The following is a 26,521-nucleotide window of genomic DNA, read 5'->3' on the forward strand; positions in this document are numbered from 1 at the left end:
CCCCCGGCACAAACGGTTCGGCCGGCCCCCCACAGGGGGAGCCGGCCGATCTCCGTCGTAAGCCGGTTCAGCCGGCGGTGGCCGGCGGCTCCAGCAGCAGCCGGTCGAAGTCCTTCTGCGTCACCGACCAGTCCCAGGTGCTCAGCACGTGCGACGCCGCGGCCCGGCCCGCCTCCCGCCAGACCTCCTCGGTGGCGGTGAGGGCCAGGATCCGCTCGGCGGCCTCCTGCGGCGTGCCCACCACCCAGTCGCTGGGGAACAGGCTCCGGGCGCTGTGCGGACGGCCGGCGAAGAACGGCCAGTCCCGCACCACCGGCACCGCGCCGCTGGCCGCGCCCTCGACGAGCGCACAGTGGAAACTCTCCCGCAGCGAGGTGCTGAGGATGACCCCGACGTCGGTGAGCGCGCCCGGCACGTCCGAGGTGCGGCCGGTCCGCACCACCGCGCCGGACGGCTCCAGCTCGGCCAGTTCGGCGTCGAGTTCCCGCACGTAGTCGGAGATCGCCGGGCTGAGTTCCGGGTTGAGGTCGTCGCCGACCAGCTTGAGGCGGTACCGCTCGTCGCGGCGGCGCAGCTCGCGCAGCACCGCCAGGGCCCAGCGCGGGTCCTTCGCCAGCGAGCTGAGCCCGACCAGCCCGAGGGTGAACCGGCTGTCCGCGGAGACCTTCGGCGCCACGTACCGGTGCAGGTCCATCGCGTTGCTGATCATGTGCGTCCGGGGCCCCTGCGGGGCGCGCAGCCGAGGCACGGCGGCCAGTGCCAGGTCGCGCAGGTGCTCGGAGACGAACACCACGTCGTCCACACGCGACCAGTCGGTCAGGTGCGGCCACCAGCTGAACGCCTCGAAGCTGTGCAGCCGGACGATCACCCGGGTGGTGCCCGGGTCGATCATCGTCAGCATGGCGGCGCCGAGGTTGCACCAGTCCACGAAGACCGTGTCCGCCCACTCCAGGTGAGGGCCCCACGCCTCCTGGACCTCGCCGGCCCGCTTCGAGGCCCCGGCGAGCATGTGGAGCGTCACGTTGGTGCGGCCGTTGCTGAGCACCGGGAGGATGGACTCCTCCATCAGGTTCAGCCGGCGGACCTCCACCCCGGGCATCGCCTCGTAGCGCTCCAGGATCGGCCCGAGGAAGTTGTCGTTCAGCCCGGTGAAGAAGAGCATCCGGTGCGGCCGGCCGGCCGGCGGGAACGCCGCCGGGCTCTGCCGCCCGCGCGGCGTCGCCATCGCCTTCCCGGCCTCGCTGTTGTGCAGCGGCGCGAGGAACTTCTCCGGATCCTCGGCCAGCGGCGAGGTGGTGCCGTCGAACTGCACGATCCGGTGGAACATCAGGTTGAACGCGCGCAGCACGTGCGGTGCGGCCTTGCCCGGGTTGCGCTTCTTGAGGAAGCCGTCGGCCAGCTTGAGCTGCCCCCGCACCACTGTCATCAGGTGCTCGGGCACCTTGCCCTGGCTCAGTTCCGCGTCCACGATCGGGCCGAGGAGCTGGCCCTTCGTCGCCGGGCTCGTGAGCCGGCCCTGCGCCGCCAGCGCCAGCCGCTTCGCGCTGGCGCCGTGCCCGGTCTTGAGCATGGTGCCGGTGACCCGACGGGCGATCTTGCCGCGGTGCCGTTCCGGCAGGCCAGGCGCGGTGACGGCGCCCTGCCAGAACCAGCGCACCGGGCCGAGCTTCATGGCCCGCTTGCCGGTGCTGATCTCGAACACCCGCTTCGCCAGGTCGACGGTCTGGCTGCGGGTGGCGCTCGCCAGCACGCTCGGGGCCGGGCCGACGGTGTTCAGCCGAGGACGGCGGTAGCGGGCCGGGTCGGCGGACCGCTTCTCCACCGCGCGCAGCGCCGGCGCGATGCCGTAGACGGCGTCGGCCCGCCGGTACCGCTGCGCGAGCTGCCAGACGGTGTGCAGTGCCTGCGCGTCCAGCGCGACCAGGACGTCGGCCCGCTTGGCGTGCCGGCGTACCCACGGGTCGCGCTGGGCGCGCAGCCACGGGCGCCGGGCCGGGGCCGCCCGCTTGACCATCCGGCCGAACCGGGGGCCCAGCTCCTTGGCGGTGGGCAGCAGGTGCACCTCGGCCAGCTCGGTGGCCGCCGGGATCTTCTCCACCGGGTCGAAGGTGGTGGCCACCCGTACGGTGACGCCCTTGTCGCGGAACTGCTGGAGCGCGTCGGTCAGGACCGCCACCCGTCCGGGGACGGTGCCCATAACCATCAGGACCTCGATCATGACCTACCTTCTCGGGCCAGGACGCGCGCGCCGGCGGGGGCGGGCTGTGCGGCGCCGGCCGGACCGCCGGCGCCCAGCACCAGGTCGGTCACCTCCCGGACGGCGGGGATGAGCTGCTCCTCGCGGGCGTACTGCCGCGCCTCGGCGCGGGCCTTCTCCCGTTCGGCCCCGTCCGCGGTACGGGCCATCGCGGCGGCCCGCCGGAAGGCGCCGGCCAGCTCGGCCGGGTCCAGCCCGACCGCGCCGGTCCACAGCGGGTAGGTGGACAGCACGGTGGAGGCGTCGTGGTCGGCCTCGTGGGCGGAGACCACCGGCAGGCCGGTGGCCATGTACTCGTACACCTTGCCGGACGTCATGTACCGGCCGCCGGTCACCATCAGCACCACCGCGTCCCAGCGGGAGTAGAGGTCGACCACCTCGGCCTTGGGCACCGAGCCGCCGACCAGCACGCCGTCGACGGCGGCGGCCCTGAGCAGCTCCGCGTGCGCGTTGTCGCCGCGCGCCCAGGCGGCGCCGATGTGGCCCCGTACCTCGAAGCGGGCGTCGGCCAGCGCCGGGTCCTCCGCGCGCGCCGTGCGCCAGCCCTCCAGCACGGCGCTCAGCAGCGGTACGGGAAGGTTCAGCGCGCCGAGGTAGCCGAAGGTCAGCGGCCGGTCCGGCGGGGCGGGGCGGACCTGGGCCGGGATGCTCGCCGCGTCGTAGCCGTTGCGCACGACGCGCATCTTGTGCGCCAGCTCCGGATAGCGCTCGCGGTACCAGCGGGAGATCGGCTCGTTGACGTTCCAGATGGCGACGGCGTTGGTGAGCAGCTTGATCTCCCACTGCCCGGAGACCGACTCGCGGGTGAACGCCTCACCGTTGTTGATCACGTCGACCGACCAGCCGTCGCGGAAGTCCACGACGTACGGCACCCGGTGCGTCTCCCACAGCTTCCAGGTCGCGGAGAGGTTGACGTACGGCGCGCAGGTGGTCACCAGCAGGTCGACGTGCCGCTCCTTGTGGATGCGGAGCAGGGCCTTCTCCAGCGCCGGACGCCAGCCGCCGAAGACCGGCTCGGGGAAGATCTTCAGGTTCTGCTTGCGCAGCTCGGCCAGGTAGTCCAGGTGCGCCAGGGCACGCTGCTCGGTGAACGAGCGGATGTCGGTCTCGAGGTCGTCGCGGAACAGCGGCAGCTTCACCACGCGCACGTTGGGGTCCACGCCCTGGGAGAGGGTGTGGTCGAGTCCGTACTCCCGTTCCCAGGCCTCGTCGGCGATGGTGACCGCGGTCACGTCCCAGCCCGCGGCGGCGAACTGGTTGGCGGTCTCCCGCATCCGGTAGGCGCAGCTCTTGGCCGCCGGTGGGAAGCCGATCGCGAGGTAGACCATGTGCGGCCGGGACCCGGACCGTCGCGGCCGGGGGAGTTTCAACGAGTCCCAGAGAGTTCGCCCGTTGTTCATCGATTCCGATCCTGGGGAGGTGGGGAGATGCCGTGTCACGGCCTGGACGGCTCGGCCGGACCCGGTACCTGCTGTGCCGGTGGCCGCGTAACGACCGCCGGAGCGCCTGCGGACACTACAATAACGCCGTTCCGCGCGCCGGACCTGCCGCCGCCGGGCGGCCGGCGGGTGTGCCGTGCCCCGGATCACCGCGGCGCCGTCGCCGGCGGTCCCGGCCGGCCGGACACGCCGTCTCGGCCGGTCCTCGACCGCGGCCTCCGCTTTCGTAGACTCCTACGCCATGACCGCGCCTGCGCCCGACACCCGCGACCGTGAGCCCGCCCCCACCGGCGGCGACGGGCCCGCGGCCGACGACTCGTCCGATCCGGGGCCGTCCGCCCCGAGCCCGGCGACGACCGCGGCCGAGGAGCAGCCGGAGCCGGACACCGCGGCCGAAAAGCGGCGCGGCGGCCGGTGGCGGCGGGCCGACGCGCTGGTGGCGCTGATCTACCTCGCCGGGGCGTTCTGGGTCACCGCCCGGGGCTGGCGCGACTACGACGGCCGGCTGCTCGGCAGCCGCCCGAACGACCAGGGCTTCAACGAGTGGATGCTGGCGTACGCGGCGCACGCTGTCACCAACCTGGAGAACCCGTTCTTCACCACGCTGCAGAACGCCCCGGCCGGCGTGAACCTGATGACGAACGTCGGAATGCAACTGCCCGGCCTGGTGCTCACCCCGTTCACCCTGCTGTTCGGCGCGTCCTTCTCCTATCTGCTGTTCATCACGCTGAACCTGGCCGGCACCGGGTACGCCTGGTACCACGTGTTGTCCCGGCACGTCGTCGGCTCCCGGGCGGCCGCGTTCGTCGGCGGGCTGTTCTGCGCCTTCGCGCCCGCGCTGATCTCGCACAGCAACGGCCACCCGCACATCACCGCGCAGTGGCTGGTGCCGTTCATCGTCTGGCGGGTGGTCGCGCTGTCGCGGGGCGAGCGGGTGATCCGCGACGGCCTGATCCTGGGCGGGCTGGTGGTCGCCCAGTTCTTCATCAGCCTGGAGATCCTCTTCCTGACCGCGCTCGGCTGCCTGATGCTGGTCCTGGCCTACCTCGCGTTCCGGCCCCGCGACGCGGTGCGCCGGCTGCGCCCGCTGCTGTCCGGCCTGGCGATCACCGGCGTGCTGGTGTCGGCCGCGGCGGCGTACCCGCTGTGGATGCAGTTCGCCGGTCCGCAGCACCGGGTCGGCCACCCCGGCACCCCGGACATCTACGCCCTGAAGCTCGGCTCGTTCGTCCAGTTCGCCACCAAGTCGCTCGCCGGTGGCCCGACCAGCGCGATCGGCTGGGCGCCGAACACCACCGAGCAGGCCAGCTTCTACGGCTGGTCCCTGGTGGTGCTCGCGGCCGGTGTGCTCTGGTGGCTGCGCCGGGAGACCACGGGCCGGGTGCTCGGCGCCGTCGCAGTGGTCTCGGCGCTGTTCTCCGTCGGCACCACCTGGACCGTCGGCACCCGCCGCACCGACGTCCCCGCACCGTTCGCCCTGGTGCAGGACCTGCCCGTGTTCGACTCCGTGGTGGTGTCCCGGTTCGCGCTGATCACCACGGTGGCGCTCGGCGTGCTGCTCGCGGTCGCCGGTGACCGGCTCGCCGCCCGCCGCACCGAACCCGCCGGCCGGCTGGCCGCCCGCGTCGGGGCCGTCGCGGTGGCCGCCGCGCTGCTGCCGATCATGCCGATGCCGCTCGATGCCAAGGGCCGCACTCCGGTGCCGGACTTCGTCACCGCCGGCACCTGGCGGGACCATGTGGCCCCCGGCCGCACGCTGGTCCCCGTGCCGGTGAACGGCATGACGTCGCTGTACTGGAGTTCCGCGGCGGTGGCCGGCTTCGCCGTCCCCGAGGGCTACTTCCTCGCCCCGGTCTCCGCCACCGACAACACCGGCCGCTGGGGCGTGGACCCGCAGCCCACGGCGAAGCTGCTCACCGCCGTCTCGCTCGGCGAGCGGGACACCACAGTCGGCCCGGCCGACGTCGACCAGGCGCGCGCCGACGTCCGCTACTGGAAGGCCGACGCGGTGGTGCTGCCGGACCGGGGCGCCCGCCGCCACGACAACCTGAAGACCGTGCTGGACGCGCTGTACGGACCGGGGGAGCGGGTCGCGGACGTCTGGGTGTGGGACGTCCGGCCGTTCACCCGCTGACCGGTCAGGGCGACTTCGTCCAGATCATCAGCAGGTAGCCGCCGAAGTAGGCGGAGAACGCGACGAGTGTCGCCAGCACCGTGGCGGCCCGGGCCCATCCGGCCCGGGCCAGGCCCGCGGCGGCGGGCAGCAGCAACGGGAACGCCGGCAGCAGGAACCGCGCCTTGGAGTGGTAGTAGCCGGCCGCGCCGAGCGTGGTGACGAGCATCAGGCCGCTGTAGAGCAGCAGGTGCCACGGCTGCCGGTCGATCGCGCTCAGCACGAAGAACATGATCGACAGCAGCGCCACCACGGTGACCACCAGCAGCGGCAGCGCCGCCACCTGGACCAGCGCCTGCTGCCCGCGGTCGACCGTGTAGACGCCGAAGTCGAACGTGGTGCCCCAGCCGGCGGACTGGATGTGGAACCAGCCGTCCAGCCGGCCGGTCCGGTCGCCCACCCAGGCCAGGTAGCCCAGCCAGCCGGCCGGGGCGAGCAGCAGCGCCGCCCACGGCCGCCAGCCGTCGCGCCGCCTGACGATCGCCAGCAGCGCGGCCAGCCCCACCACCGGGATCAGCGACGAGGCGGTGGGCCGGGTCAGGCCGGCGAACAGGCACACCACCCCGGCGGTGACCCAGTGCCGGCGCAGCAGCGCGTACAGCGTCCACGCGGCCAGCGCGGTGAACAGGCTCTCGCTGTAGCCCATCGACTCCACGACGGCGTGCGGCACGGCGCCCCAGAGCGCGGCGAGCAGGATGCCGGTACGCCGGTCGTGCAGGTGCGCGCCGATCGCGTACAGCCCCCAGGCGGCGGCCAGCGCGGCCAGCCACGCCACGATCAGGGCCGACTCGCGCGGGCTGAACGGGGAGACCCGCTCCAGGGCCGCGGTCAGGCCCGGGTAGAGCGGGAAGAACGCCATGTTGCTCTGGGTCTTCTCGTACGCGTCGTAGCCGTGCTGGACGATCCCCGCGTACCAGTTGCCGTCGGCCCGGGTGAGCCGCTCGACCGGGGACTCGCCCAGGTTGCGGGCCCACAGGTAGACGACGAGCAGGCCGATCAGCCGGATCACCGCGAACACCGCCAGCGCGGGTGCCGCGTCCCGGGCGGCGTCACGCAGCCGCCGGACGGGGCCGGGCCGGACGCGTTCGGCTGTGGCCGGCCCGGTCGGCGGGGCTGGCGCGGGCCGGCTGGGTTCCTCGGTGGTCACCACGTCCATTGTGCGGTCCCGTTCGCGCTGAGCTGGGGTTGTCCGAGGGCCCGCGTGGCGCGGCCGGCGACCCGGCGAACGACCCGCAGCGGGCGCCGGCCGTTGAACAGGATGGAGGGTAGCAACCGGTCCGGCAGATCGTGGGGTACCGGCGGCGGTGGGCGTTCGCGTCGCGACCGCTGTCGTAGACTCGCTCGGGTCCGCGGGCGCGGTGCTGGCGACGACGAAACGAGCAGGAATGGGATCTGACGGCACGACCGCAGCGGCGGGCACCCGGGGACGGGTCGTGATGCTGGTGGACAACGGGGTCATCGGGGACTCCCGGGTGCAGAAGGCGGCCCGCTCCGCCGCCGACGCGGGCTGGGACGTCGTGCTGCTCGGCCGGGCGCCGGCCGGTCAGCCGCAGAGCTGGCGGCTCGGCGCCGCCGAGGTACGCCTCGTGCCGATGCCCGAGCCGCTGGCCCGCCGCCGGCACGAGTTCCGCCGGGCCTGGCTGCGGCACCCGCTCGCCTATCCGCCCAGCGGCATCGCGGCGCACCGTACCCAGGCGGTCAAGGCCTGGCGCGCGGACCTGGCGGTACGCCGGGCGGCGCTCACCGTCGCGGCCCGCGAGTCCGGCGCGGGCCGGCCCGGCGGGCTGCCCTGGGCCGCGTTGCGCGCCGAGGAGAAGCTGTCCGGGCTGACCCGCAAGTGGGTCGGGTTCCGCAACCGTCAGCTGACCCGGGCCCGCAAGGGCCGCAAGCTGGACGGTCCCTGGGACCGCGCGTACACGCTGTTCTGGCGGAGGCTGCGCGGCGACGGCGCGTGGCGGCGCCTGGAGCCGGGCCTGTGGGACTACGAGCTGGCCTACGGCCCGGTCGTCGACGAGCTGGCACCGGACCTGATCCACGCCAACGACTTCCGGATGCTCGGCGTCGGCGCCCGCGCGAAGGTCCGGGCCGCCGCGAAGGGCCGGCGGATCGCGCTGCTCTGGGACGCCCACGAGTACCTGCCCGGCGTGCAGCCGTGGCGCGACAACGCCCGCTGGCTGCCCGGCAACGTGGCGCACGAGCGGGAGTACGTGCCGTACGCAGACGCCACCATGACCGTCTCCGGCGGCCTGGCCGACCTGCTGCGCACCGAGCACGGGCTGGCCGAACGGCCGGCGGTCGTGCTGAACGCCCCGGCGGTGGACGAGCTGCCCGCCGACGCGGCCGAGCCGGCGCCGGACATCCGCGCCCGCTGCGGGCTCGGCCCGGACACCCCGCTACTGGTCTACAGCGGGGTGGCCGCCGCCAAGCGCGGCCTCGGGGTGATGGTCGAGGCGCTGCCCCGGCTGCCCGGAGCGCACGTCGCGCTCGTGGTGAACAAGCCCGACTCGGCGTACGTCCGGGGCCTGGTCACCCGGGCCGGCGAGCTGGACGCGGCGGACCGGCTGCACGTGCTGCCCTACGTGCCGCACCACCAGGTGGTCCGCTACCTCAGCGGCGCCCAGGTCGGCGTCATCCCGATCCAGCACTGGCCGAACCACGAGATCGCGCTGATCACCAAGTTCTTCGAGTATTCACACGCCCGCCTGCCGCTTGTCGTCTCCGACGTGCGCACCATGGCCGAGACTGTCCGGGAGACCGGTCAGGGCGAGGTGTTCCGCGCCGAGGACGTGGCCGACTTCGTCCGCGCGGTCACCGCGGTGCTCGCCGACCCGCAGCGCTACCGTGCCGCGTACGACCGGCCGGGCCTGCTGGCCGGCTGGACCTGGGAGGCGCAGGCGCGGGTGCTCGACGAGGTCTACGCCCGGCTGCTGCCCGGCGCGCCGCCCCGTCCGGCGTCGCCGTCGCCCGCCCCGGTGCGACCGGCACAGGTGGAGGTGGGGGCGTGAGCGGGCCGGACGTGACAGTGGTGGTGGCGGTCTACAACACCATGCCCTACCTGACCGCCTGCCTCGACTCGCTCGTCGGGCAGACCATCGGCCTGGACCGGCTGGAGGTCGTCGCCGTCGACGACGGCTCCACCGACGGCAGCGGCGCGGAACTGGACCGCTACGCCGAGCGGTACCCGGGCACGGTCCGGGTGCTGCACCAGGCCAACTCCGGCGGCCCGGCGGCGCCGAGCAACCTGGCGCTCGACCACGCCCGCGGCCGGTACGTCTTCTTCATCGGCTCGGACGACCACCTCGGCCCGGAGGCGCTGGAGCGCCTCGTCGACGCCGCCGACCGGTGGGACTCCGACGTGGTGCTGGGCCGGATGGTCGGCACCAACAAGCGGTACGTGCACCAGGCCGTCTACGCCACCACCCAGGAGCGGCTCGACCTGTTCGACAGCGACCTGCCGTGGTCGCTGTCGAACACCAAGCTGTTCCGGCGGGAGCTGGTCGAGCGGTACGGCCTGCGGTTCCGCACGGACATGCCGATGGGCAGCGACCAGCCGTTCACGCTGGAGGCGTGCTTCCGGGCGAAGAAGGTGTCGGTTCTCGGCGACTACGAGTACTACTACGCGGTCAAGCGGGACAACGCCCAGAACATCACCTACGCCAGCCGGTTCTCCGAGCGGCTGCGCTGCGCCGAGGAGCTCGTCGGTTTCGTCGCCGGCCTGATCGAGCCCGGCGCGCGGCGCGACGCGGTGCTGGTGCGCCACTTCACCTGGGAGGTGGCGAAGCTGCTGCGCGAGGAGTTCCTCACCCTCGACCCGCAGGAGCAGCGGCACGTCCACGACCGGGTCCGCAAGCTCGCCGAGGCGTACCTGACCGACGGCGTGACCGCCCGGATGGCGCCGGAGGAGCGGCTGCGGGTGGCGGTGGCGCGCGACGGCGACCTCGACGCCCTGCGCACGTTGATCGAGCAGCAGTCGGACCGGTCCCTGCCCGATGTCGTCGTCGAGGGTGACAGCTGGTACGCGGACCACGTCGGCTTCCGCGACCCGGCGTTCGGCTATCCGGACGACTGGTACGACGTGACCGGCCGGGTCGCCGCGCTGCTGGCCAGGCTGACCGCGACCGGGCTGGCCTGGGGGCGCGACGCCGCCGGTGCCCGCGCCCTGGTGATCACCGCGCGCAGCCGCCGGGCCGAGCTGGCCGAGCTGAGCGCGGACGCGCTGCGCGTCAGTGTGGGCGATCTGACGGGTGTCACGTCGGTGGAGTCCGCCGCGCCCGGTACCGTCGTACGGACGGATTTCGCGGTGGACCGGTTGCTGGCGGTCGTCGCGGCGGCCGGCGAGCGTCGTATCGTACGCGCCGAGGTCTCCGCCCTGGGCGGGACGGGCTCGGCGCCGTTGCGCACCGACCGCCCCGTCGCCGCACCCCGGCTGGTGGCCCGGCGCGGAGTCCGGTGGCACCTCGTCACGCCCACCACGAACCACAAGGGCCAGGTGATCGTCGCGATCACGCCGGTGACCCCCGGTCGGTTCCTTGCCCGCCTGCGCCGAATCTGGCCCTCTGGAGGAAAGTAGTTCATGAACATCTGCGTCGTCGCGCTCGGCAAGATCGGTCTTCCCCTGGCCGTGCAGTTCGCGTCGAAGGGGCACCGGGTGATCGGCGCCGACGTCTCCGAGCGGGTCGTCCAGCTGGTCAACGACGGTGCCGTGCCCTTCCCGGGCGAGGCCGACCTGGACGTCAAGCTCAAGGAGGCGGTGGCCGCCGGCCTGCTGTCGGCCACCACCGACACCGCCACCGCGGTCGCCGAGTCGGAGGCGGTCGTCGTGGTCGTGCCGCTGTTCGTGGACGCCGAGGGCGTGCCGGACTTCGGCTGGATGGACGACGCCACCCGGGCCATCGCCCGTGGGCTGAAGCCGGGCACGCTGGTCAGCTACGAGACCACGCTGCCGGTCGGCACCACCCGTAACCGGTGGGCGTCGATGCTCGCCGAGGGCTCCGGCCTGACCCCCGGCGCCGACTTCCACCTGGTGTTCAGCCCGGAGCGGGTGCTCACCGGCCGGGTCTTCGCCGACCTGCGCCGCTACCCGAAGCTGGTCGGCGGCATCGACGAGGCGTCGGCCGCGCACGGCGTCCGGTTCTACGAGGCGGTGCTCGACTTCGACGAGCGCCCCGACCTGGACCGCCCCAACGGCGTCTGGGACCTCGGCTCGGCCGAGGCGTCCGAGCTGGCCAAGCTCGCCGAGACGACCTACCGGGACGTGAACATCGGCCTGGCGAACCAGTTCGCCCGCTTCGCCGACACCGTCGGCGTGGACGTCACCAAGGTCATCGAGGCGTGCAACACGCAGCCGTACAGCCACATCCACTCGCCCGGCATCGCGGTCGGTGGCCACTGCATCCCGATCTACCCGCGGATGTACCTGTGGAACGACCCGGCCGCGACAGTGGTCCGCTCGGCCCGCGAGGCGAACGCGGCCATGCCGGAGTACGCGGTCGACCTGCTCGCCGCCGCGTACGGCGACCTGACCGGGGTGGGCGTGCTGGTGCTGGGCGCCGCCTACCGGGGTGGCGTGAAGGAGACCGCGTTCTCCGGTGTCTTCCCGACCGTGGAGGCGCTGCGCCGCCGGGGTGCGGTGCCGTACGTCTCCGACCCGATGTACACGAACGAGGAGCTGGTCGCGCACGGCCTGCCCGGCTACGACGGCGAGCCGCTCGGCGCCGCCGTCATCCAGGCCGACCACGCGGAGTACCGCACCCTCGCCCCGGCCGACCTGCCGGGCGTGACGGTGCTCGTCGACGGCCGCCGGGTCACCGACCCGGCGCGCTGGACCGGCGTGCGCCGGGTGGTCATCGGGGGCTGACCCCAGAGGCTCCACGGGCCCCGGCCGTCGCGGACGGCCGGGGCCCGTCGCGTGCCGCCGTCGCAATCACGCCGTGCGGAGTTCATCTGCCGGACACCCCGGCAATACTTGTGTCATGTGATCCGTTTAGGGTCGCAGCCGTCGGAAATCGACCCGGACCGACATCGGTGGGGCAGACAGGGAGCGTGTCGTTGTTCAGCAGAGTACGCAGCCAGCAGGGTCTCGCCGCGGTCGGCGCGACGCTTCTCGGCTACGCGGTCATGGTCCTCGCCGGAGTCCTCGGCCTGGTGGTCCCGTACGCGGTGGCCGCGGTGGTCGCCGTCGCCGGTGAGCTGGCCCTGGCCGGGCGGCACACCGGGACCGCCACGCTGCTCGACAAGGCCGGTCTCGGCACCACCTTCCGGCGGCTGGTCCGGGATCTGTCGGTGGTCCTGCTGGTGGTCGCCACGGTGCGCCCCGGCGTGGCCGGCACCGTCGCCGTCCTGCTGCTGTCCGCCGCGCTGTGGACGGTCGCGGTCGCCACCGGCGCGGTGACCAAGGTGATCGACGGCCGGGTCGACCCGCCGGCGTACACCCGCAACATCGACCTCGGCGCGCTGCGGCGGGTCCCGGTGCCGCCGGCCTGGGCGCGGCGGCTGGCCGGGTTGCAGATGCCGCTGCTGAACGTGCTGCTGGTGCCGGCCGCGGTGCTCGCCGCCGCGCTGGACCGGGTCGCCCCGGTCGTGGTCACCGGCCTGGTCACGCTCGCCGCCGGCCTGGTCACCGCCGCGGTGCTGGCGCTCACCGCGCTGCGCGGCCGGGGCAAGGCCCCGGGTGTGCTGCCCGCCGTGCACGACTGGATGGCCCGGGAACGGCCCGAGGTGGCGCTCTACTTCGCCGGCCCGGCCAAGGACGTCTACCAGGCCAACATGTGGCTCGCGCCGGTGGAGGCGACCGGCCGCCGCGCGGTCGTGCTGCTGCGCGCCGCGGACGCGTTCGGGCAGCTCGCCGACACCCGGCTGCCGGTGATCTGCGTGCCGGCCGGCGTCGACTTCATGAACCTGGACCTGAGCTCGCTGCGCGTGGCGCTGTACGCCGCGAACGTCGGCGCCAACATCCACCTGCTGCGGGAGCCGGGCGTGAAGCACGTCTTCGTCGGCCACGGCGACAGCGACAAGCAGGCCAGTGTGAACCCGTACAGCAAGGTGTACGACGAGGTCTGGGTGGCCGGTCCGGCCGGGCGGGAACGGTACGCGCGGGCCGACGTCGGCGTGCTGGACCGCGACATCGTGGAGATCGGCCGGCCGCAGCTGGCCGGGGTGCACACGTTCGGCTCCGGCGCCGCCGACCACCGTTTCACGGTGCTGTACGCGCCGACCTGGGAGGGCTGGCTCGACGACGACCCGTACCACACCTCGCTGGTGCTGATGGGGGAGCGGATCGTGTCCGGCCTGCTCGCCGCCGGGGACGTGCGGGTGATCTACAAGCCGCACCCGCTGACCGGGACGCGCTCGCCGAAGGCCCGCGCCGCGCACGAGCGGATCGTGTCCCGGATCAGCGCGGCCGGCGGCGAGACCGAGCCGTCCGCACTGGACGGCGCCGCGCACCTGGTGGTCACCGGCCGCACGCCGGGGCTGTTCGACTGCTTCAACGTCACCGACCTGCTGGTCAGTGACGTGTCCAGCGTGGTCTCCGACTTCGTGCAGAGCGAGCGGCCGTACGTGGTGGCCAACCCGGCCGGCCTGCCCGAGGACGAGTTCCGGCGGCAGTTCCCGACCGCGCGGGCGGCGTACCTGCTCTCGGCGGACTGCGGCGAGCTGACGAAGATCCTCGACGTGACCCGGGCCGGCGACGACCCGATGACCGGGGCGCGGCGGGAGCTGAAGGAGTACCTGCTCGGTCCGGCCGGGTCGAACCCGATGGACCGGTTCCGGGACGAGATCGGCCGGCTCTGCGGCTGAGGCGTACCGGCTACGGGGCGACGACCGGCGCGGTCGCCGCCCCGTAGCGCGTTCAGCCCTGGTGCGGCGGGTTGTCGACGTCGCGGGAGACGACCTCGCCCTTGGCGTCGACCCAGCCCTTCGGGCGGGCCGGGTTGCCGGCCACCAGCTGGTACGGCTTGACGTCGCGGGTCACCACCGAGCCGGCGGCGATCATCGCGTACTCGCCGACCTCGATGCCGCACACGAGCGTGGCGTTCGCGCCGATCGACGCGCCCCGGCGGACCATCGTCGGGGTGATCGTCCAGTCCGGGTTCTGCGCGCGGGGGCGGAAGTCGTTCGTGAACACCGCGCACGGGCCCACGAACACCTCGTCCTCGATGGTCACGCCCTGGTAGACCGAGACGTTGTTCTGGATCTTCACCAGGTCGCCGACGGTGACGCCCGCGTCGACGTAGACGTTGCGGCCGATCACGCAGCCGGCGCCGACCTGGGCGCTGGACCGGATGTGCGCCAGGTGCCAGACCTTCGTGCCGTCGCCGACCTGGGCGCCGTCCTCCACGTCGGCCGTCGGGTGGACGAAGACGGAGGCGGACCGGTCGTTGCTGTCAGTCATCTCAACTCGCATCATGCAGGGCGCGTCGCGCCGACGGGCGGGCTCGACGCAGCATAACGAGCGCTCACCCGAGCAGTTCGGCCACCGCGTCGGCGGCCGGCCGGTCGGCCGGCAGCGGGTGCGCGGCGACCACCGCGTCCACCGGCAGCGCGGCGTACAGGTGCGGGAACCGCGCGCCGCCTCGGGACACCTCCCAGCGCAGCGCGTCGCCGAGCCGGGACTCGTCCACCGCGAGCACGGTCAGGCCGGTGACCCCGGCGAAGAACCTCCGCGCGGTCTCCACCACCTGGTCGGCGGCGGACAGGTGCACGTAGCCGTCCTGCCGGTCCATCGCGGTGCCGGCGAACCGCCCGTCGGCCCGTGCCCGCGCCCACTCGTCGTCGGTGAGAATCTTGTAGATCACCACCGCAGCCTAGAGCGGCCTCGCGTCCCGGCGGCGCGTCTGCCACCATTCGCAGGGCAACACGTCGAGCGGAGGGAGGCACGGGTGCGGATCCTCCTGGTCGAGGACGACCGCCGGGTCGCCGCGGCGTTGTCGTCGGCGCTGACCCGGCGCGGCTACCAGGTGGAACACGCCGCCACGGTGGCCGCCGCGCTCTCCGCCGCCCCCTGCGACCTGGTGCTGCTCGACCTGGGGCTGCCCGACGGCGACGGCACCGAACTGTGCCGCGAGCTGCGGCGGCGCAGCAGCCGGCTCGGCATCATCGCGGTGACCGCGCGCGGCGAGGAACGCGACCGGGTGCTGGGGCTGCGACTGGGCGCCGACGACTACGTGGTGAAGCCGTTCTCCATGGTGGAGTTGCAGGCGCGGATCGAGGCGGTGCTGCGGCGGGCCGCCCACACCGCGCCGCAGCGCAACCTGATCGAGGCCGGGGCGGTCCGCATCGACGTGGGCGGCCGGACGGTGAACGTGGCCGGCCGGGACGTCACGCTGACCCGCAAGGAGTTCGACATCCTGCTGTCCCTGGCCCGCCAGCCCGGGGTGGCGGTGCCGCGCGAGCGGATCCTGCTCGACGTCTGGGGCACCACCTGGGCCGACCGGCACACCGTCGAGGTGCACGTCGGGTCCTTGCGCGGCAAGCTCGGCGACCCGACGCTGGTGGAGACCGTACGCGGGGTCGGCTACCGGCTCCGCGACGCGTGAGGAGGGGCCCGTGCGCCGCCGGCTGGTGATCAGCTACCTGCTGTTGATGGTGCTGGTCCTGCTCGCCCTGGAGACGCCGCTGGCGGCCACCCTCGCGACCCGGGAGACCGACCGGGTACGCGCCGACCGCCTCGCCGACGCCACCCGCTTCGCCTCGCTGGCCGGACCGGCGTTGCGCGGTGGCGGTTCCGGCCCGCTGGACGGGGAACTGGCCGCCTACGACGCGCTGTACGGCATCGGCGCGGCGGTGGTGGACCGGGAACGGCGCACCGTTGTCGCCTCGTCCGGCTGGAAGCCGGACGAGGGTGCCGGCCCGGCGCTCGACACCGCGCTCTCCGGACAGCAGTTCAGCGGCCCGGAGTCGGTGTGGCCCTGGGACAGCGGGCCGGTGGTGACGGCCGTACCGATCAACGACGGCGGCGAGGTGCTCGGCGCCGTGGTCACGACCAGCCCGGCGGACGGCGTGCGCCGCTCCGTCACCGTGTGGTGGCTGCTGCTGGCCGGCATCGGGCTGCTGGCGGTGCTGGCCTGCGTCTCGACCGCGTTCGGGCTGGCCGGCTGGGTGCTGCGCCCGGTCACCGAGCTGGACGCGGTCACCCACGAGATCGCCGAGGGCCGCCGCGCCGCGCGGGTCCGCCCCCGGCTCGGCCCGCCCGAACTGCGCCGGCTGGCGACCAGCTTCAACCACATGGCCGACGCGGTGTCCGACGTGATGGACCGGCAACGCGCCTTCGTCGCGCACGCCAGCCACCAGCTGCGCAACCCGCTCACCGCGCTGCGCCTGCGGGTGGAGGAACTGGGTCCCAGCCTCACCGACCCGGACGGACGCGCCGAGCACCGGCTGGCGCTGGAGGAGACCGACCGGCTCGCCACCGTGCTCGACGCGCTGCTCACCCTGGCGCGTGCGGAGCGGGAGGAGAACCAGCGGGTCACTGTGGACGCCACCGCCACGGCCGCCTCCCGGGTGGCGGCCTGGCTGCCGCTGGCCCGGCACCGCGAGGTCGCGCTGCGCCTCGACGCGACAGACGCGCCGGTGTACGCCTGGACCGTGCCGACCGCGATCGACCAGGCGCTGGACGCCCTGATCGACAACGCGGTGAAGTTCAGCGGCGCCGGGGGAGAGGTGACGGTGACCGTACGCGCCGACGGCGGCGGGACGGTGCTGACCGTCGGCGACACCGGCCCGGGCATGACGGCGAGCCAGCTCGACCAGGCCACCGAGCGGTTCTGGCGGGCGCCGGACGCGCAGAACGTGGACGGCGTGGGTCTCGGCCTGACCATCGCGGCGGTGCTCGTGGACGCCTCCGACGGCCGGCTCACCATGCGTCAGGGCGAGCCCCGGGGCCTCGTCGCCGAGCTGTGGTTCCCGGCGCCCGCCCCCGGCCCGCCCGAGGTCGTCGCCCCGCCCGAGGTCGCCGGCCCGCCCGAGGCCGTCGGGCCGCCGGAGGCCGTCGGGCCGGTCTGGCGCTGACCCGTCGTCAGGGCTTCGCGTCGCGATACCACTGCGCCGCGCCCGGGTGCAGTGGCAGCGGGGTGGTGACGATGGCCGACCGGGGACTCATCCGTCCGGCCGCCGGGTGGGCTGCGGCCAGCTCCTGCCGGCGGTCCATCAGCAGCCGGGTCACCTCCCGCACCAGCGCGGCGGGCAGGCCGGCGCGGACGATCAGGTAGTTCGGGTTCGCCACGGTGCTGACCGGGTCGGCCCGGTACACCGAACGCGGCACGTCCCGGGTCACGTAGACCTGCCCGTACGCCCGGCGCAGCGGCTCGGTCCAGGCGCCCAGGTCGACGATCCGCAGCGAGGTCCGCTGGGCCAGGTCGGCGACGCCGCGCACGGGTAGCCCGCCGGAGAAGAAGAACGCGTCGATCCGTCCCTCGCGCAGGGCCGCCACCGAGTCGTCCAGCCCCAGGTGCTCCTGGCGTATCCGGTCGCCGTCGAGCTGGGCCACCGCCAGCAGGCGGGTCGCGGTGATCTCCGTTCCGGAGCCGTCGGCGCCCACCGACACCCGCCGGCCGCGCAGGTCGCCGAGCGTGCGGATCGGCCCGCCGGCGCGGGTGACCAGGTGCAGCAGGTCGTCGTAGACCCGGGCCACAGCCAGTACCGACGGGTGCTCGGGCTCGCGCGGCGGCAGCACGTCGGCCTGGGTGAAGCCCAGTTCCGCCTCCCCGCCGCCGACCAGCCGGACGTTCTGGGCCGAGGCGGCGGTGACCACCACCTCGGCCCGCACGCCTGGTAGCTCCCGGTTGAGCAGCGCCGCGAGCGACTGGCCGAAGGCGTGGTAGACGGCGGTGGGACTGCCGGTCGCGATCCGGATGCGGGTCGGCTCGGACGGCTCGTCCCGGCACGCGGTGAGCCCGGTGACGAGCAGGAGCACCAGCACGAGCGGGGCGGCGGCGCGCACAGGCCAGTGTCGGCTCACGGGCTGCACTCTGCGCCGTGCACCCGTCGCCGCGCAAGCCCGGACCGTGCACCTGCCGCCCGGGAGCCCGGACCGGGCCGGTCAGTTCGCCGGGGCCAGCTCCGCGCTCTCGGTGATCCGGTCCCGGTGCTCGCCGTTCGCCACCACCACGAGGAAGCAGCCCGAGCCGGGGCGCAGCGCCGCCGGCACGTCCAGCAGCGCCGCCCCGCGTACCAGCACCGCCGCCAGGTCGCGGTCGGCGAGCCGGATGCCGAGGCAGTGCCGGCGTACGTGCCGGCCGCCGGCGAGCAGCGCCGCCCGCCAGGCCGCCGCGGCCAGCCGGGGCCGCCACAGCCGCCGCGCCGCCGAGGCGCCGGGGAACGGCCCGCCGAGCAGTTCCCGGCGGCCCTGCCGCCAGCCCGTGGCCAGCAGATTCGCGTACGCCGCCCGGTGCTGCTGCGGCACCGAGAGCCGGTGCAGCTCGTAGCGGCGGCGCAGGCCGCCGGTGGTCAGCTCGTGCTCCACCGGCACGTCGAGGCGGCCCAGGAGCTGCCGCATCCGCTGTGCCGCGTCCTCGCGGTTGAACTCGGCGATCCCGCCCCGGTGCGGTCCGGAGCCGAGCCGGCGTACGCCGGCGGCCGGCGGCGGCGTGCAGCGCACCATGCAGGCGATCTCGAAGGCGTCGGTCAGGGTCAGCCAGTCCAGCGGCGGTGGCGACGGGCGCGGGCGGTCGAGCAGCGTGGTGAGCATCGGCGCGGCTCCTCGGTCAGATTCGGGGTGTCTCTACCGTGGCCCCCGAGCGCCGGACCGGGAACCGCTGCGCCCGAGCCTTGAGCAAAATTTGCGGGAAGCGCGCGCCTCAGAGTTCGGTGACCACGAGGTCGACCTGCCGGGGGCGGCCGGCCGCCCGGGGCGCCTCCTCGACCGTGTACTTCAGCTCCCGCAGCGCCCCCACCAGCGCGCCGGCGGTGCGCGGCCGGGCGTCGGCGAGCAGCAGATCCCGCACCAGCCGGCCCTTCGTGGCCTTGTTGAAGTGGCTCACCACCGACCGGGTGGGCGTGCCGTCCACGGTGCGTTCGTGCAGCACCCGCACCGTCACCGTGCGTGCGGCGAGCGCGCCGCGCGGCGTCCAGGTGGCCGCGTACGCGCCGGAGCGCAGGTCCAGCACCGGGCCGCGTCCGGCGGCGGGCTCCAGCACCGGGCCGAGCGCCTCCCGCCAGTACGCCGACAGCGCACCGAGCCCCGGCAGCCGCGCCCCGATCGGGCAGCGGTACGGCGGGATCCGGTCGGCGAGCCGTACCGCGCCCCACAGCCCGGAGCTGATCAGCACCTGGCGGCGGGCCGCCCGTTGCGCGTCGGGGGGCAGCGTGTCCAGGCCGAGCGCCTCGTAGAGCACCCCGGTGTAGAGCCGCCCGGCCGGTGCGGTGGCCGCCTCCCGCAGCCGGGCGTTGCGCCGCAGCTCGCCGCGCTGCCCCCCGGTCAGGCCCAGCGCGGTCCGGGCCGCCGCCTCGTCCGGCCCGGCGCACAGGTCGACGAGCGCGGTCAGGACCGCCTCCCGGGCCGGGTTCAGCTCGGTCAGGGACAGCCGGGACAGGTCCAGCCGGCGGCCCGTGCCGGCCTCGGCCTTCCCCTCCGACGGGGGCAACAGGATGAGCACCGGCACAGCGTACGGGCCGGGTTCAGCGCCACGGCCGCACGGCACGTGCGGGGTGGTACACGCGACTGCCGCCCACCTCGGCGACCACCGCCGCGTCGGCCCGATCGCCCAGCAGCCGCCGCAGTGTGCGCTCGGCCGGGGAGCCGGCCGTCACCACGTACCCGGGCCGCTGGGCGCGCGCCACCCGCCGCCAGTACGCCGGATAGCGGTTCTGCCCCGGCGTGAGCGCGCCGTCGAGCACCCCGCACGCGACCGTCTCCCCGGTGTTGAAGATCAGCCGGTTGCAGGTCCAGTAGTCGCCGTACACCTCGCGCAGCCCGGCCCTCTCCACCGTGTCGGCGAGGCGGCGGGCGGTGCGCTCCTCGTCCCGCACCCCCGGCACACCGGCCAGGAACGCCACGGTGCCGGCCAGCGTGGCGGCGGTCAGCCCGGCCAGCACCACAGTCGCCGTGACGCCGCCGATCCGGGCGGCCCGTCCGGCGGTGGCCCGCAGCGCGTGCGCGGCGGCCAGCCAGAGCGGCCACAGCACGGCCGGCAGCGAGATCTGGAGCACCGACAGGTAGCGGGCGTTGCCGAGCGGGTCGGTCGCGGCGAGCGGGCTGCGCACGTACGCCAGGAGCGTCAGCGCCGCGCCCGCGACGAGGCCGAGGATCGCCGCGGCCCGGACCCGCGCGGCATGGTCGGCGGCCCGGCGGTACGCGCGCAGGCCGAGCGCGGCGGCGGCCACCAGCAGCACCGGGTAGAGCAGGCCGAACCACTGCGCCCAGCGTGCGCAGCCGTCCATCGGGCACATGCCGGACGCCAGCGGCACCCCCTCCAGCAGCCCGCCGCGCAGCCGTTCGGCCAGCGGCGGCGCGACCCCCTCCTTGGTGCTGATCTCGCGGAACACCGACAGCGAGTCCTGTCCGGGCGGCGCGACGAGGTTGTCCTTGATCACCGGGGCGATCCCGGCCAGAAAGCCCACGACCAGCAGCACGCCCGGCCAGCCGATCAGGTCCCGGGGCACCGCCACCGCCAGCACCACCACCGCCACCAGCAGGTACGGCGCGATCAGCCAGTCCGACCAGAGCGCCAGCCCGGCGAGCAGCCCGAACGCGCCGGTGGCCAGCCAGTGGTGCCGGATCCGCCGGTCACCGAGCGCGACCGCGATCAGCAGCATCGCCAGCACGGCCGGCTTGACCTCGGGACGGCCGCCGACCGCCGTGAGCTGGTCGCGGACCACGCGTTCCGAGCCGAGCGCCAGCAGACCCACCACGGCGACGGCGAGCCAGGGGGAGAAGAGGCGGCGGGTCAGCCGGTACGCCAGCCACAGGAAGACCGCGAAGAGCGCGAGCAGCGGCAGCCGCAGCAGCGGCCAGGCCGGCCCGCCCCAGCCCACGAGCGGCGCGGCCAGGTACGACTCCAGCATGCCCATGTAGCGCTGGCCGTAGAGGAAGACCGGCCGTTCACCGCGCCCGGCGATGTGCAGCGCGGCCAGGCCGAACGTGGCCTCGTCGCTGTTGGACGCGGGCACCGTGAGCAGCGTCAGCACCAGCCGGTAGCCGACCCCCGCGGCGCCGAGCAGCAGCGCCACCAGCGCCGGCGCGTCCGGACGCGGTCGCACCGGGTCCCGCTTCGTCGTCGACACGACAAACGCCCCCGTCGTCGTCCCGACCGCAGTCTGTCACGGCGGCGGCCGGCGCCGGGCCGGATCGGCGTGGATCACTCGCGTGGCCCGGCCGGGCCGGTTGTGGCACTGTTGCCGTGTGCCGCCCACACCACCGGACCAGTTGGCCGTTCCGCAACTGCACCGCGCCGCGCGCTTCGAGGACGCCGTGCACGGCCTGGTGGAGCGCCGGTTGCGGCGCACCGGGTGGCAGCCCAACATCATCGCGTACGCGGGCTACGGCGCCCCGGGCTGGGCGCGCGTGCTCTGCCGGGTGCTGCTCGGGCGTCCGGACACCCGGCGGCGGGGCCGGCTGGACAAGGTGCGGGGCTGGCGCAGCTTCGCCACGCTGCCCGCCAAGCACATCACTGTGACGATCGAGGCCGACGGCGTGCGCCAGGAGGTGACAGCCGACCGCAGCGGCTTCGTCGACACCGTGATCGAGGGCGACTTCACCCCCGGCTGGGGCTGCGTACGCCTCAGCGTCGCCGACGCCGAGCCGGTGGAGGCGCTGGTCCGCATCCTCGACCCGGCCGTCCGCTTCGGCATCCTCTCCGACATCGACGACACGGTCATGGTGACCGCGCTGCCCCGGCCGCTGCTCGCCGCGTGGAACACGTTCGTGCTGGACGAGCACGCCCGCACCGCCGTGCCCGGCATGGCCGTGCTGTACGAGCGGCTGGCCACCGCCCACCCGGGCGCCCCCGTCTTCTACCTGTCCACCGGCGCCTGGAACGTCGCGCCGACGCTCACCCGGTTCCTGTCCCGGCACCTCTACCCGGCCGGGCCGCTGCTGCTCACCGACTGGGGTCCGACGGCGGACAGGTGGTTCCGCAGCGGCCGGGAGCACAAGCGGGCCACACTGGCCCGGCTGTCCCGGGAGTTTCCCGAGGTGCGCTGGCTGCTGATCGGCGACGACGGGCAGCACGACCCGGAGATCTACCGGGAGTTCGCCGCCGCCCACCCGGACAACGTGGCGGGGGTGGCGATCCGGCGGCTGTCGCCGACCCAGTCGGTGCTGGCCGGCAGCCTGCCCGCCCCGGCCGGACGGTCGTCGTCGGGCCCGATCGGCCAGAAGTGGCTCAGCGCCCCCGACGGCGCCGGCCTGTGGAAGCTGCTGCGCGAAGCCGACCTGGTCTGACCGCTCACAGCGTCGATCATGAGGTTGACGACCTTGTGGAGATCCACAACTGCGTCAACCTCATGATCAACTCGGGCGGAGCCAGAGCACGCCGAGCGGGGGGACGCGCAGGGAGACCGAGGCGGGCAGGCCGTGCCAGGGGATGTTCTCGGCGTGCACCTCGCCCAGGTTGCCGACACCCGATCCGCCGTAGTGGTGGGCGTCGGTGTTCAGCGCCTCGGCCCACGTACCGGCGGCGGGCAGGCCGATCCGGTAGTCCTCAAGCGGCAGCGCGGAGAAGTTCGTCACGCACACCAGCGTCTGCCCGTCCGGGGCGATCCGGATGAACGACACCGTGTTGTTGGCGACGTCGTCTCCGGCGATCCAGCGGAAACCGGCCGGGTCGGTGTCCTGCGCCCAGAGCGCCGGGCTCGCCCGGTAGACCCGGTTCAGGTCGGCCACCAGGCGCTGCACGCCGGCGCGGGCCGGGTCGTGGGTGAGGTACCAGTCGAGGCCGCGCTCCTCGCTCCACTCCCTGTCGTCGGCCAGCTCGCAGCCCATGAAGAGCAACTGCTTGCCCGGGTGCGCCCACATGTACGCCAGCAGCGCCCGTACCGTCGCCAGCCGCTGCCAGGTGTCGCCGGGCATCTTGCCGGTCAGCGAGCCCTTGCCGTGCACCACCTCGTCGTGGCTGATCGGTAGCACGTAGTTCTCGCTCCACGCGTACGCCAGCGAGAACGTGAGCTGATGGTGGTGGTGCTGCCGGTAGATCGGGTCCTTCGAGGTGTAGAGCAGGGTGTCGTGCATCCAGCCCATGTTCCACTTGAAGCCGAAGCCGAGCCCGCCCTCGGAGGTCGGCTTCGTGACGCCGGGCCAGGCGGTGGACTCCTCGGCGATCATCAGCACGCCCGGGTGGTGCCGGTAGACGGTGGCGTTCACCTCCTGGAGGAACGCGATGGCCTCCAGGTTCTCCCGGCCGCCGTGCACGTTCGGCGCCCACTGCCCGTCGGAGCGGGAGTAGTCCAGGTAGAGCATCGAGGCCACCGCGTCCACCCGCAGCCCGTCGATGTGGAACTCGTCCAGCCAGTACAGCGCGTTCGCGACGAGGAAGTTGCGGACCTCGTTGCGGCCGAAGTCGAAGACGTACGTGCCCCAGTCGGGGTGCTCACCGCGACGCGGGTCGGGGTGCTCGTACAGCGGGGTGCCGTCGAAGCGCGCGAGCGCCCACTCGTCCTTGGGGAAGTGCGCCGGCACCCAGTCCAGGAGCACCCCGATGCCGGCGGCGTGCAGCCGGTCCACCAGGTGGCGGAAGTCGTCCGGGTCGCCGAACCGGGCGGTCGGCGCGTAGTAGCCGGTGACCTGGTAGCCCCACGAGCCGCCGAACGGGTGCTCCATCACCGGCAGGAACTCCACATGGGTGAAGCCCATCTCCAGCACGTACGCGGTGAGCTGCTCGGCCAGCTCCCGGTAGCCGAGGCCGGGCCGCCAGGAGCCCAGGTGCACCTCGTACACGCTCATCGGCTCCTGGTGCGGGGCCTGCCGGGACCGGCGCGCGAGCCAGTCCGCGTCGCCCCACTCGTACCGTGACTCGTGCACCACCGACGCGGTGGCCGGCGGCACCTCGGTGCGCGCGGCCATCGGGTCGGCCTTGTCCCGCCACCGGCCGTCGGCGCCGAGGACGCGGTACTTGTAGCGCGCGCCCACCGGCATGCCCGGCACGAAGATCTCCCACACGCCGCTGGAGCCGAGCGACCGCATCGGCCAGCCGTCGTCCGGCGCCCAGCCGGTCACGTCGCCGACGAGCCGCACGGCACGCGCGTTCGGCGCCCAGACGGTGAACGCGACGCCCTCGTCGAAGACCCGGGCGCCGAGCGCCGCCCAGAGCCGCTCGTGCCGGCCCTCGCCGATCAGGTGCAGGTCGAGGTCGCCGAGGGTGGGCGGATAACGGTACGGGTCGTCGTGCGTCGTGCCGTCCACCTCGACCCGGTAGTCGAGCACCTCGCCGGGGACCACCGCCTCGAAGACACCGGCGTCGTGCACCCGCTTCATCGGGTGCCGGTCGCCGTCGACGAGCACCGTCACCTCGCCCGCGCCCCGGCGCAGCGTCCGGATCGTGGTGCTCCCGTCGGCGGGATGCGCGCCGAGCACGGCGTGCGGGTCGTGTACCTCGCCGGCGATCAACTGGTCCATCGGGTGTCGTCCTTGTCGGCCGGTGCGGTCGGGGCGGTGCCGCCGGAGAGGTCGGCGGGTACGTCTTCGACTGTGAGGTCGGGCGCGGCCGGGTGCTCCGGATCGGCGGGGGCCGGCGCGGCCGGGCGGCGCACGGTGAGCACGTGCGCCGGTTGCAGGTACGGGTCGAGGCGCACGGCGTTGCGCTGCCCCCAGTCGTACTCGGCGCCGGTCAGCTCGTCGCGCACGGTGAACCGTTCGTGCCAGTCCAGCCCGAGCGCCGGCATGTCGAGCGTGGTGTTGCCCCACTGCACCTCGTGCGAGTCGAACGAGCACACCACGATCACCGTGTTGCCGGTCTGGAGGTCGTGCTTCGACCAGCACAGCAGCGCCGGGTTGTCGATGTCGTGGAACCGAAGGTTGCGCAGCTGGTGCAGGGCGGGGTTGTCCCGGCGTACCCGGTTCAGCGTGGTGATGAACGGCGCCAGCGACCGGCCCTGCGCCAGCGCGGCGTCCCAGTCGCGGGGCCGCAGCTCGTACTTCTCGTTGTCCAGGTATTCCTCCGCGCCGGGCCGCGCCACGTGCTCGAACAGCTCGAACCCCGCGTACATGCCCCAGGAGGGGGACAGCAGCGCCGCCAGCACCGCCCGGATCTTGAACATCGGCGGGCCGCCGTGCTGCAACGACGAGTGCAGGATGTCCGGCGTGTTCGGCCAGAAGTTCGGCCGCATCCAGTCGACCGAGGCGACCAGCTCCTCGCAGTACTCCCGCATCTCGGCCGCCGTCGTGCGCCAGGTGAAATAGGTGTACGACTGGGTGAAGCCGACCTTGCCCAGCCCGTGCATGATCGCCGGCCGGGTGAACGCCTCGGCCAGGAACAGCACGTCCGGGTCGGCCTTCTTGACCTCGGCGATGAGCCAGTGCCAGAAGTCGAACGGCTTGGTGTGCGGGTTGTCCACCCGGAAGATCCGCACGCCCTCGCCGACCCAGTGCAGCACCACCCGCAGCACCTCGGCCCGGATGCCCTCGGGGTCGTTGTCGAAGTTCAGCGGGTAGATGTCCTGGTATTTCTTCGGCGGGTTCTCCGCGTACGCGATGCTGCCGTCGGCCCGGGTGGTGAACCACTCCGGGTGCTCGGTGACCCACGGGTGATCCGGTGCGCACTGCAACGCCAGGTCCATCGCCACCTCCAGCCCCTGCTCGGCGGCGGCGGCGACGAAGTCGCGGAAGTCCGCCGGCGTACCCAGGTCGGGGTGGATGGCGTCGTGGCCGCCCTCGGCCGCGCCGATCGCCCACGGCGAGCCGACGTCGTCCGGCCCGGCGGTGAGCGTGTTGTTACGGCCCTTGCGGTTGACCCGGCCGATCGGGTGGATCGGCGGCAGGTAGAGCACGTCGAAGCCCATCGCCGCGACGCCCGGCAGCCGCTGCGTCGCGGTGGCGAACGTGCCGGAACGCGCGGGCGCGTCCGCTGTCGCCGCTGTCGCGCCCTCGGAACGGGGGAAGAACTCGTACCAGGCGGAGAAGAGCGCCCGGGGCCGGTCCACCCACAGCGTGCGCTCCTCGCCGGTGGTGACCAGCTCGCGCACCGGGTGTTCCCACAGCAGGTCGGCCAGATCCAGCGCCGCGCTCACCCGCCGCGGCAGCTCCAGCCCGTCGTCGGTCAGCGCCCGCGCGGCCTCGCGTACGCGCTCACGGTCGCCCTTCGGCACCAGGTCGAGCGCGGCGGTCAGCACGCGTGCGCCCTCGGCCAGGTCGTTCGCCAGCTCGGCCGCGCCCTGACCGGCGGCGAGCTTCTTGGTGACCGCGTTCTGCCAGGTGAGGTACGGGTCCTGAAACGCCTCGACGGCGAAGCGCCACAGGCCCACCGCGTCCGGGCGGATGGTGGCGTGCCAGCGGTCCTGGCCGGGCTCGCCCGGGCGCATCCGGGTGAACGGGCGGGCCGCGCCGTCCGGGCCGAGCCAGACCACGTTGCACCCGAGCGCGTCGTGGCCCTCGCGGTAGGCCCGCGCCGACACCGGCACGACCTCGCCGACCACTGCCTTGGCCGGGTAGCGACCGCAGGAGACGACGGGGGAGACGTCTTCGATCGGGAACCGTCCAGTCACCCGCTCAACCTACTGCGCGAG

The 26,521-nt window shown here is 74.0% G+C and carries 19 protein-coding genes; 8 read left to right on the top strand and 11 right to left on the bottom strand.

The window, feature by feature from the left end; all coding sequences use genetic code 11:
• Window positions 1-67 precede the first annotated feature (67 nt).
• Window positions 68-2,218, bottom strand: coding sequence for a glycosyltransferase family 1 protein (locus AB0B20_RS19555; protein WP_357388911.1), 2,151 nt, complete (start codon window positions 2,216-2,218; stop codon window positions 68-70).
• On the bottom strand, window positions 2,215-3,657 hold the full coding sequence (locus tag AB0B20_RS19560) for a glycosyl transferase (RefSeq protein ID WP_357472201.1): 1,443 nt from the start codon (window positions 3,655-3,657) through the stop codon (window positions 2,215-2,217). The genes AB0B20_RS19555 and AB0B20_RS19560 overlap by 4 nt, the downstream gene beginning before the upstream one ends.
• Before the next feature lie 280 nt (window positions 3,658-3,937).
• Between AB0B20_RS19560 and AB0B20_RS19565 the strand changes: the two genes are divergently transcribed.
• Window positions 3,938-5,830, top strand: coding sequence for a hypothetical protein (locus AB0B20_RS19565; protein ID WP_357472204.1), 1,893 nt, complete (start codon window positions 3,938-3,940; stop codon window positions 5,828-5,830).
• A gap of 4 nt (window positions 5,831-5,834) precedes the next feature.
• On the opposite strand, the gene AB0B20_RS19570 is transcribed toward AB0B20_RS19565, so the two are convergent.
• A complete protein-coding gene (locus AB0B20_RS19570) occupies window positions 5,835-7,025 on the bottom strand; it encodes a hypothetical protein (RefSeq protein WP_357472207.1) in 1,191 nt (396 codons plus the stop codon).
• A 280-nt stretch (window positions 7,026-7,305) separates the two neighbouring features.
• Between AB0B20_RS19570 and AB0B20_RS19575 the strand changes: the two genes are divergently transcribed.
• The 4 genes from AB0B20_RS19575 (at window position 7,306) to AB0B20_RS19590 (ending at window position 13,666) form a co-directional block, all read left to right on the top strand.
• A complete protein-coding gene (locus tag AB0B20_RS19575; RefSeq protein ID WP_357472257.1) occupies window positions 7,306-8,874 on the top strand; it encodes a glycosyltransferase family 4 protein in 1,569 nt (522 codons plus the stop codon).
• Window positions 8,871-10,439 carry a glycosyltransferase gene (locus AB0B20_RS19580; RefSeq protein WP_357472210.1) on the top strand — a complete coding sequence of 523 codons (1,569 nt, stop codon included), beginning with the start codon at window positions 8,871-8,873 and terminating at the stop codon, window positions 10,437-10,439. The genes AB0B20_RS19575 and AB0B20_RS19580 overlap by 4 nt, the downstream gene beginning before the upstream one ends.
• A 3-nt stretch (window positions 10,440-10,442) precedes the next feature.
• Complete coding sequence (locus AB0B20_RS19585; RefSeq protein ID WP_357388921.1) at window positions 10,443-11,726, top strand: nucleotide sugar dehydrogenase; 1,284 nt, start codon at window positions 10,443-10,445, stop codon at window positions 11,724-11,726.
• A 191-nt stretch (window positions 11,727-11,917) separates the two neighbouring features.
• Window positions 11,918-13,666 (top strand): CDP-glycerol glycerophosphotransferase family protein, encoded by a 1,749-nt coding sequence (locus tag AB0B20_RS19590; RefSeq protein WP_357472213.1) that lies wholly within the window; start codon window positions 11,918-11,920, stop codon window positions 13,664-13,666.
• A 52-nt stretch (window positions 13,667-13,718) separates the two neighbouring features.
• Here AB0B20_RS19590 and AB0B20_RS19595 read toward each other — a convergent pair whose 3' ends face one another.
• Together AB0B20_RS19595 and AB0B20_RS19600 are read right to left on the bottom strand one after the other, a co-directional pair.
• The gene (locus AB0B20_RS19595; protein WP_357472216.1) at window positions 13,719-14,261 is read right to left on the bottom strand and encodes an acyltransferase; all 543 of its coding nucleotides are present in this window, start codon (window positions 14,259-14,261) and stop codon (window positions 13,719-13,721) included.
• A gap of 64 nt (window positions 14,262-14,325) precedes the next feature.
• A complete protein-coding gene (locus AB0B20_RS19600) occupies window positions 14,326-14,664 on the bottom strand; it encodes a DUF952 domain-containing protein (protein ID WP_357388927.1) in 339 nt (112 codons plus the stop codon).
• Between the two features lie 84 nt (window positions 14,665-14,748).
• Here AB0B20_RS19600 and AB0B20_RS19605 point away from each other — a divergent pair, with 84 nt between their 5' ends.
• Together AB0B20_RS19605 and AB0B20_RS19610 are read left to right on the top strand one after the other, a co-directional pair.
• Complete coding sequence (locus AB0B20_RS19605; RefSeq protein ID WP_357388929.1) at window positions 14,749-15,405, top strand: response regulator transcription factor; 657 nt, start codon at window positions 14,749-14,751, stop codon at window positions 15,403-15,405.
• Window positions 15,406-15,415: 10 nt separating this feature from the next.
• Window positions 15,416-16,876 carry a HAMP domain-containing sensor histidine kinase gene (locus tag AB0B20_RS19610; RefSeq protein ID WP_357472219.1) on the top strand — a complete coding sequence of 487 codons (1,461 nt, stop codon included), beginning with the start codon at window positions 15,416-15,418 and terminating at the stop codon, window positions 16,874-16,876.
• 7 nt (window positions 16,877-16,883) lie between these two features.
• On the opposite strand, the gene AB0B20_RS19615 is transcribed toward AB0B20_RS19610, so the two are convergent.
• The 4 genes from AB0B20_RS19615 to AB0B20_RS19630 form a co-directional block, all read right to left on the bottom strand.
• Window positions 16,884-17,825, bottom strand: a complete 942-nt coding sequence (locus AB0B20_RS19615; protein ID WP_357388933.1) for a TAXI family TRAP transporter solute-binding subunit — start codon at window positions 17,823-17,825, stop codon at window positions 16,884-16,886.
• Window positions 17,826-17,906: 81 nt separating this feature from the next.
• Complete coding sequence (locus tag AB0B20_RS19620; RefSeq protein WP_357472222.1) at window positions 17,907-18,554, bottom strand: hypothetical protein; 648 nt, start codon at window positions 18,552-18,554, stop codon at window positions 17,907-17,909.
• Between the two features lie 109 nt (window positions 18,555-18,663).
• Window positions 18,664-19,467, bottom strand: a complete 804-nt coding sequence (gene yaaA, locus AB0B20_RS19625; RefSeq protein WP_357472260.1) for a peroxide stress protein YaaA — start codon at window positions 19,465-19,467, stop codon at window positions 18,664-18,666.
• A gap of 16 nt (window positions 19,468-19,483) precedes the next feature.
• Complete coding sequence (locus AB0B20_RS19630; protein WP_357472225.1) at window positions 19,484-21,088, bottom strand: hypothetical protein; 1,605 nt, start codon at window positions 21,086-21,088, stop codon at window positions 19,484-19,486.
• A gap of 118 nt (window positions 21,089-21,206) precedes the next feature.
• On the opposite strand from AB0B20_RS19630, the gene AB0B20_RS19635 reads away from it, so the two are divergent.
• On the top strand, window positions 21,207-22,247 hold the full coding sequence (locus AB0B20_RS19635) for a phosphatase domain-containing protein (RefSeq protein WP_357388939.1): 1,041 nt from the start codon (window positions 21,207-21,209) through the stop codon (window positions 22,245-22,247).
• 66 nt (window positions 22,248-22,313) lie between these two features.
• Here the strand turns inward: AB0B20_RS19635 and glgB are convergent, their stop codons facing one another.
• Together glgB and AB0B20_RS19645 are read right to left on the bottom strand one after the other, a co-directional pair.
• Window positions 22,314-24,416 (bottom strand): 1,4-alpha-glucan branching protein GlgB, encoded by a 2,103-nt coding sequence (gene glgB / locus AB0B20_RS19640; protein WP_357472229.1) that lies wholly within the window; start codon window positions 24,414-24,416, stop codon window positions 22,314-22,316.
• Complete coding sequence (locus AB0B20_RS19645) at window positions 24,404-26,500, bottom strand: maltotransferase domain-containing protein (protein WP_357472232.1); 2,097 nt, start codon at window positions 26,498-26,500, stop codon at window positions 24,404-24,406. The genes glgB and AB0B20_RS19645 overlap by 13 nt, the downstream gene beginning before the upstream one ends.
• Window positions 26,501-26,521: the final 21 nt, after the last annotated feature.

The sequence above is a fragment of the Micromonospora sp. NPDC049151 genome, assembly GCF_040648395.1.
Taxonomy (GTDB): Bacteria; Actinomycetota; Actinomycetes; order Mycobacteriales; family Micromonosporaceae; genus Micromonospora.

Excerpts from the sequence above, each read along its gene's own strand:
- AB0B20_RS19555 (WP_357388911.1), bottom strand. The coding sequence starts at position 2,218 with ATGATCGAGGTCCTGATGGTTATGGGCACCGTCCCCGGACGGGTGGCG.
- AB0B20_RS19560 (WP_357472201.1), bottom strand. The coding sequence starts at position 3,657 with ATGAACAACGGGCGAACTCTCTGGGACTCGTTGAAACTCCCCCGGCCG.
- AB0B20_RS19565 (WP_357472204.1), top strand. The coding sequence starts at position 3,938 with ATGACCGCGCCTGCGCCCGACACCCGCGACCGTGAGCCCGCCCCCACC.
- AB0B20_RS19570 (WP_357472207.1), bottom strand. The coding sequence starts at position 7,025 with ATGGACGTGGTGACCACCGAGGAACCCAGCCGGCCCGCGCCAGCCCCG.
- AB0B20_RS19575 (WP_357472257.1), top strand. The coding sequence starts at position 7,306 with ATGCTGGTGGACAACGGGGTCATCGGGGACTCCCGGGTGCAGAAGGCG.
- AB0B20_RS19585 (WP_357388921.1), top strand. The coding sequence starts at position 10,443 with ATGAACATCTGCGTCGTCGCGCTCGGCAAGATCGGTCTTCCCCTGGCC.
- AB0B20_RS19595 (WP_357472216.1), bottom strand. The coding sequence starts at position 14,261 with ATGACTGACAGCAACGACCGGTCCGCCTCCGTCTTCGTCCACCCGACG.
- AB0B20_RS19620 (WP_357472222.1), bottom strand. The coding sequence starts at position 18,554 with ATGCTCACCACGCTGCTCGACCGCCCGCGCCCGTCGCCACCGCCGCTG.
- glgB (WP_357472229.1), bottom strand. The coding sequence starts at position 24,416 with ATGGACCAGTTGATCGCCGGCGAGGTACACGACCCGCACGCCGTGCTC.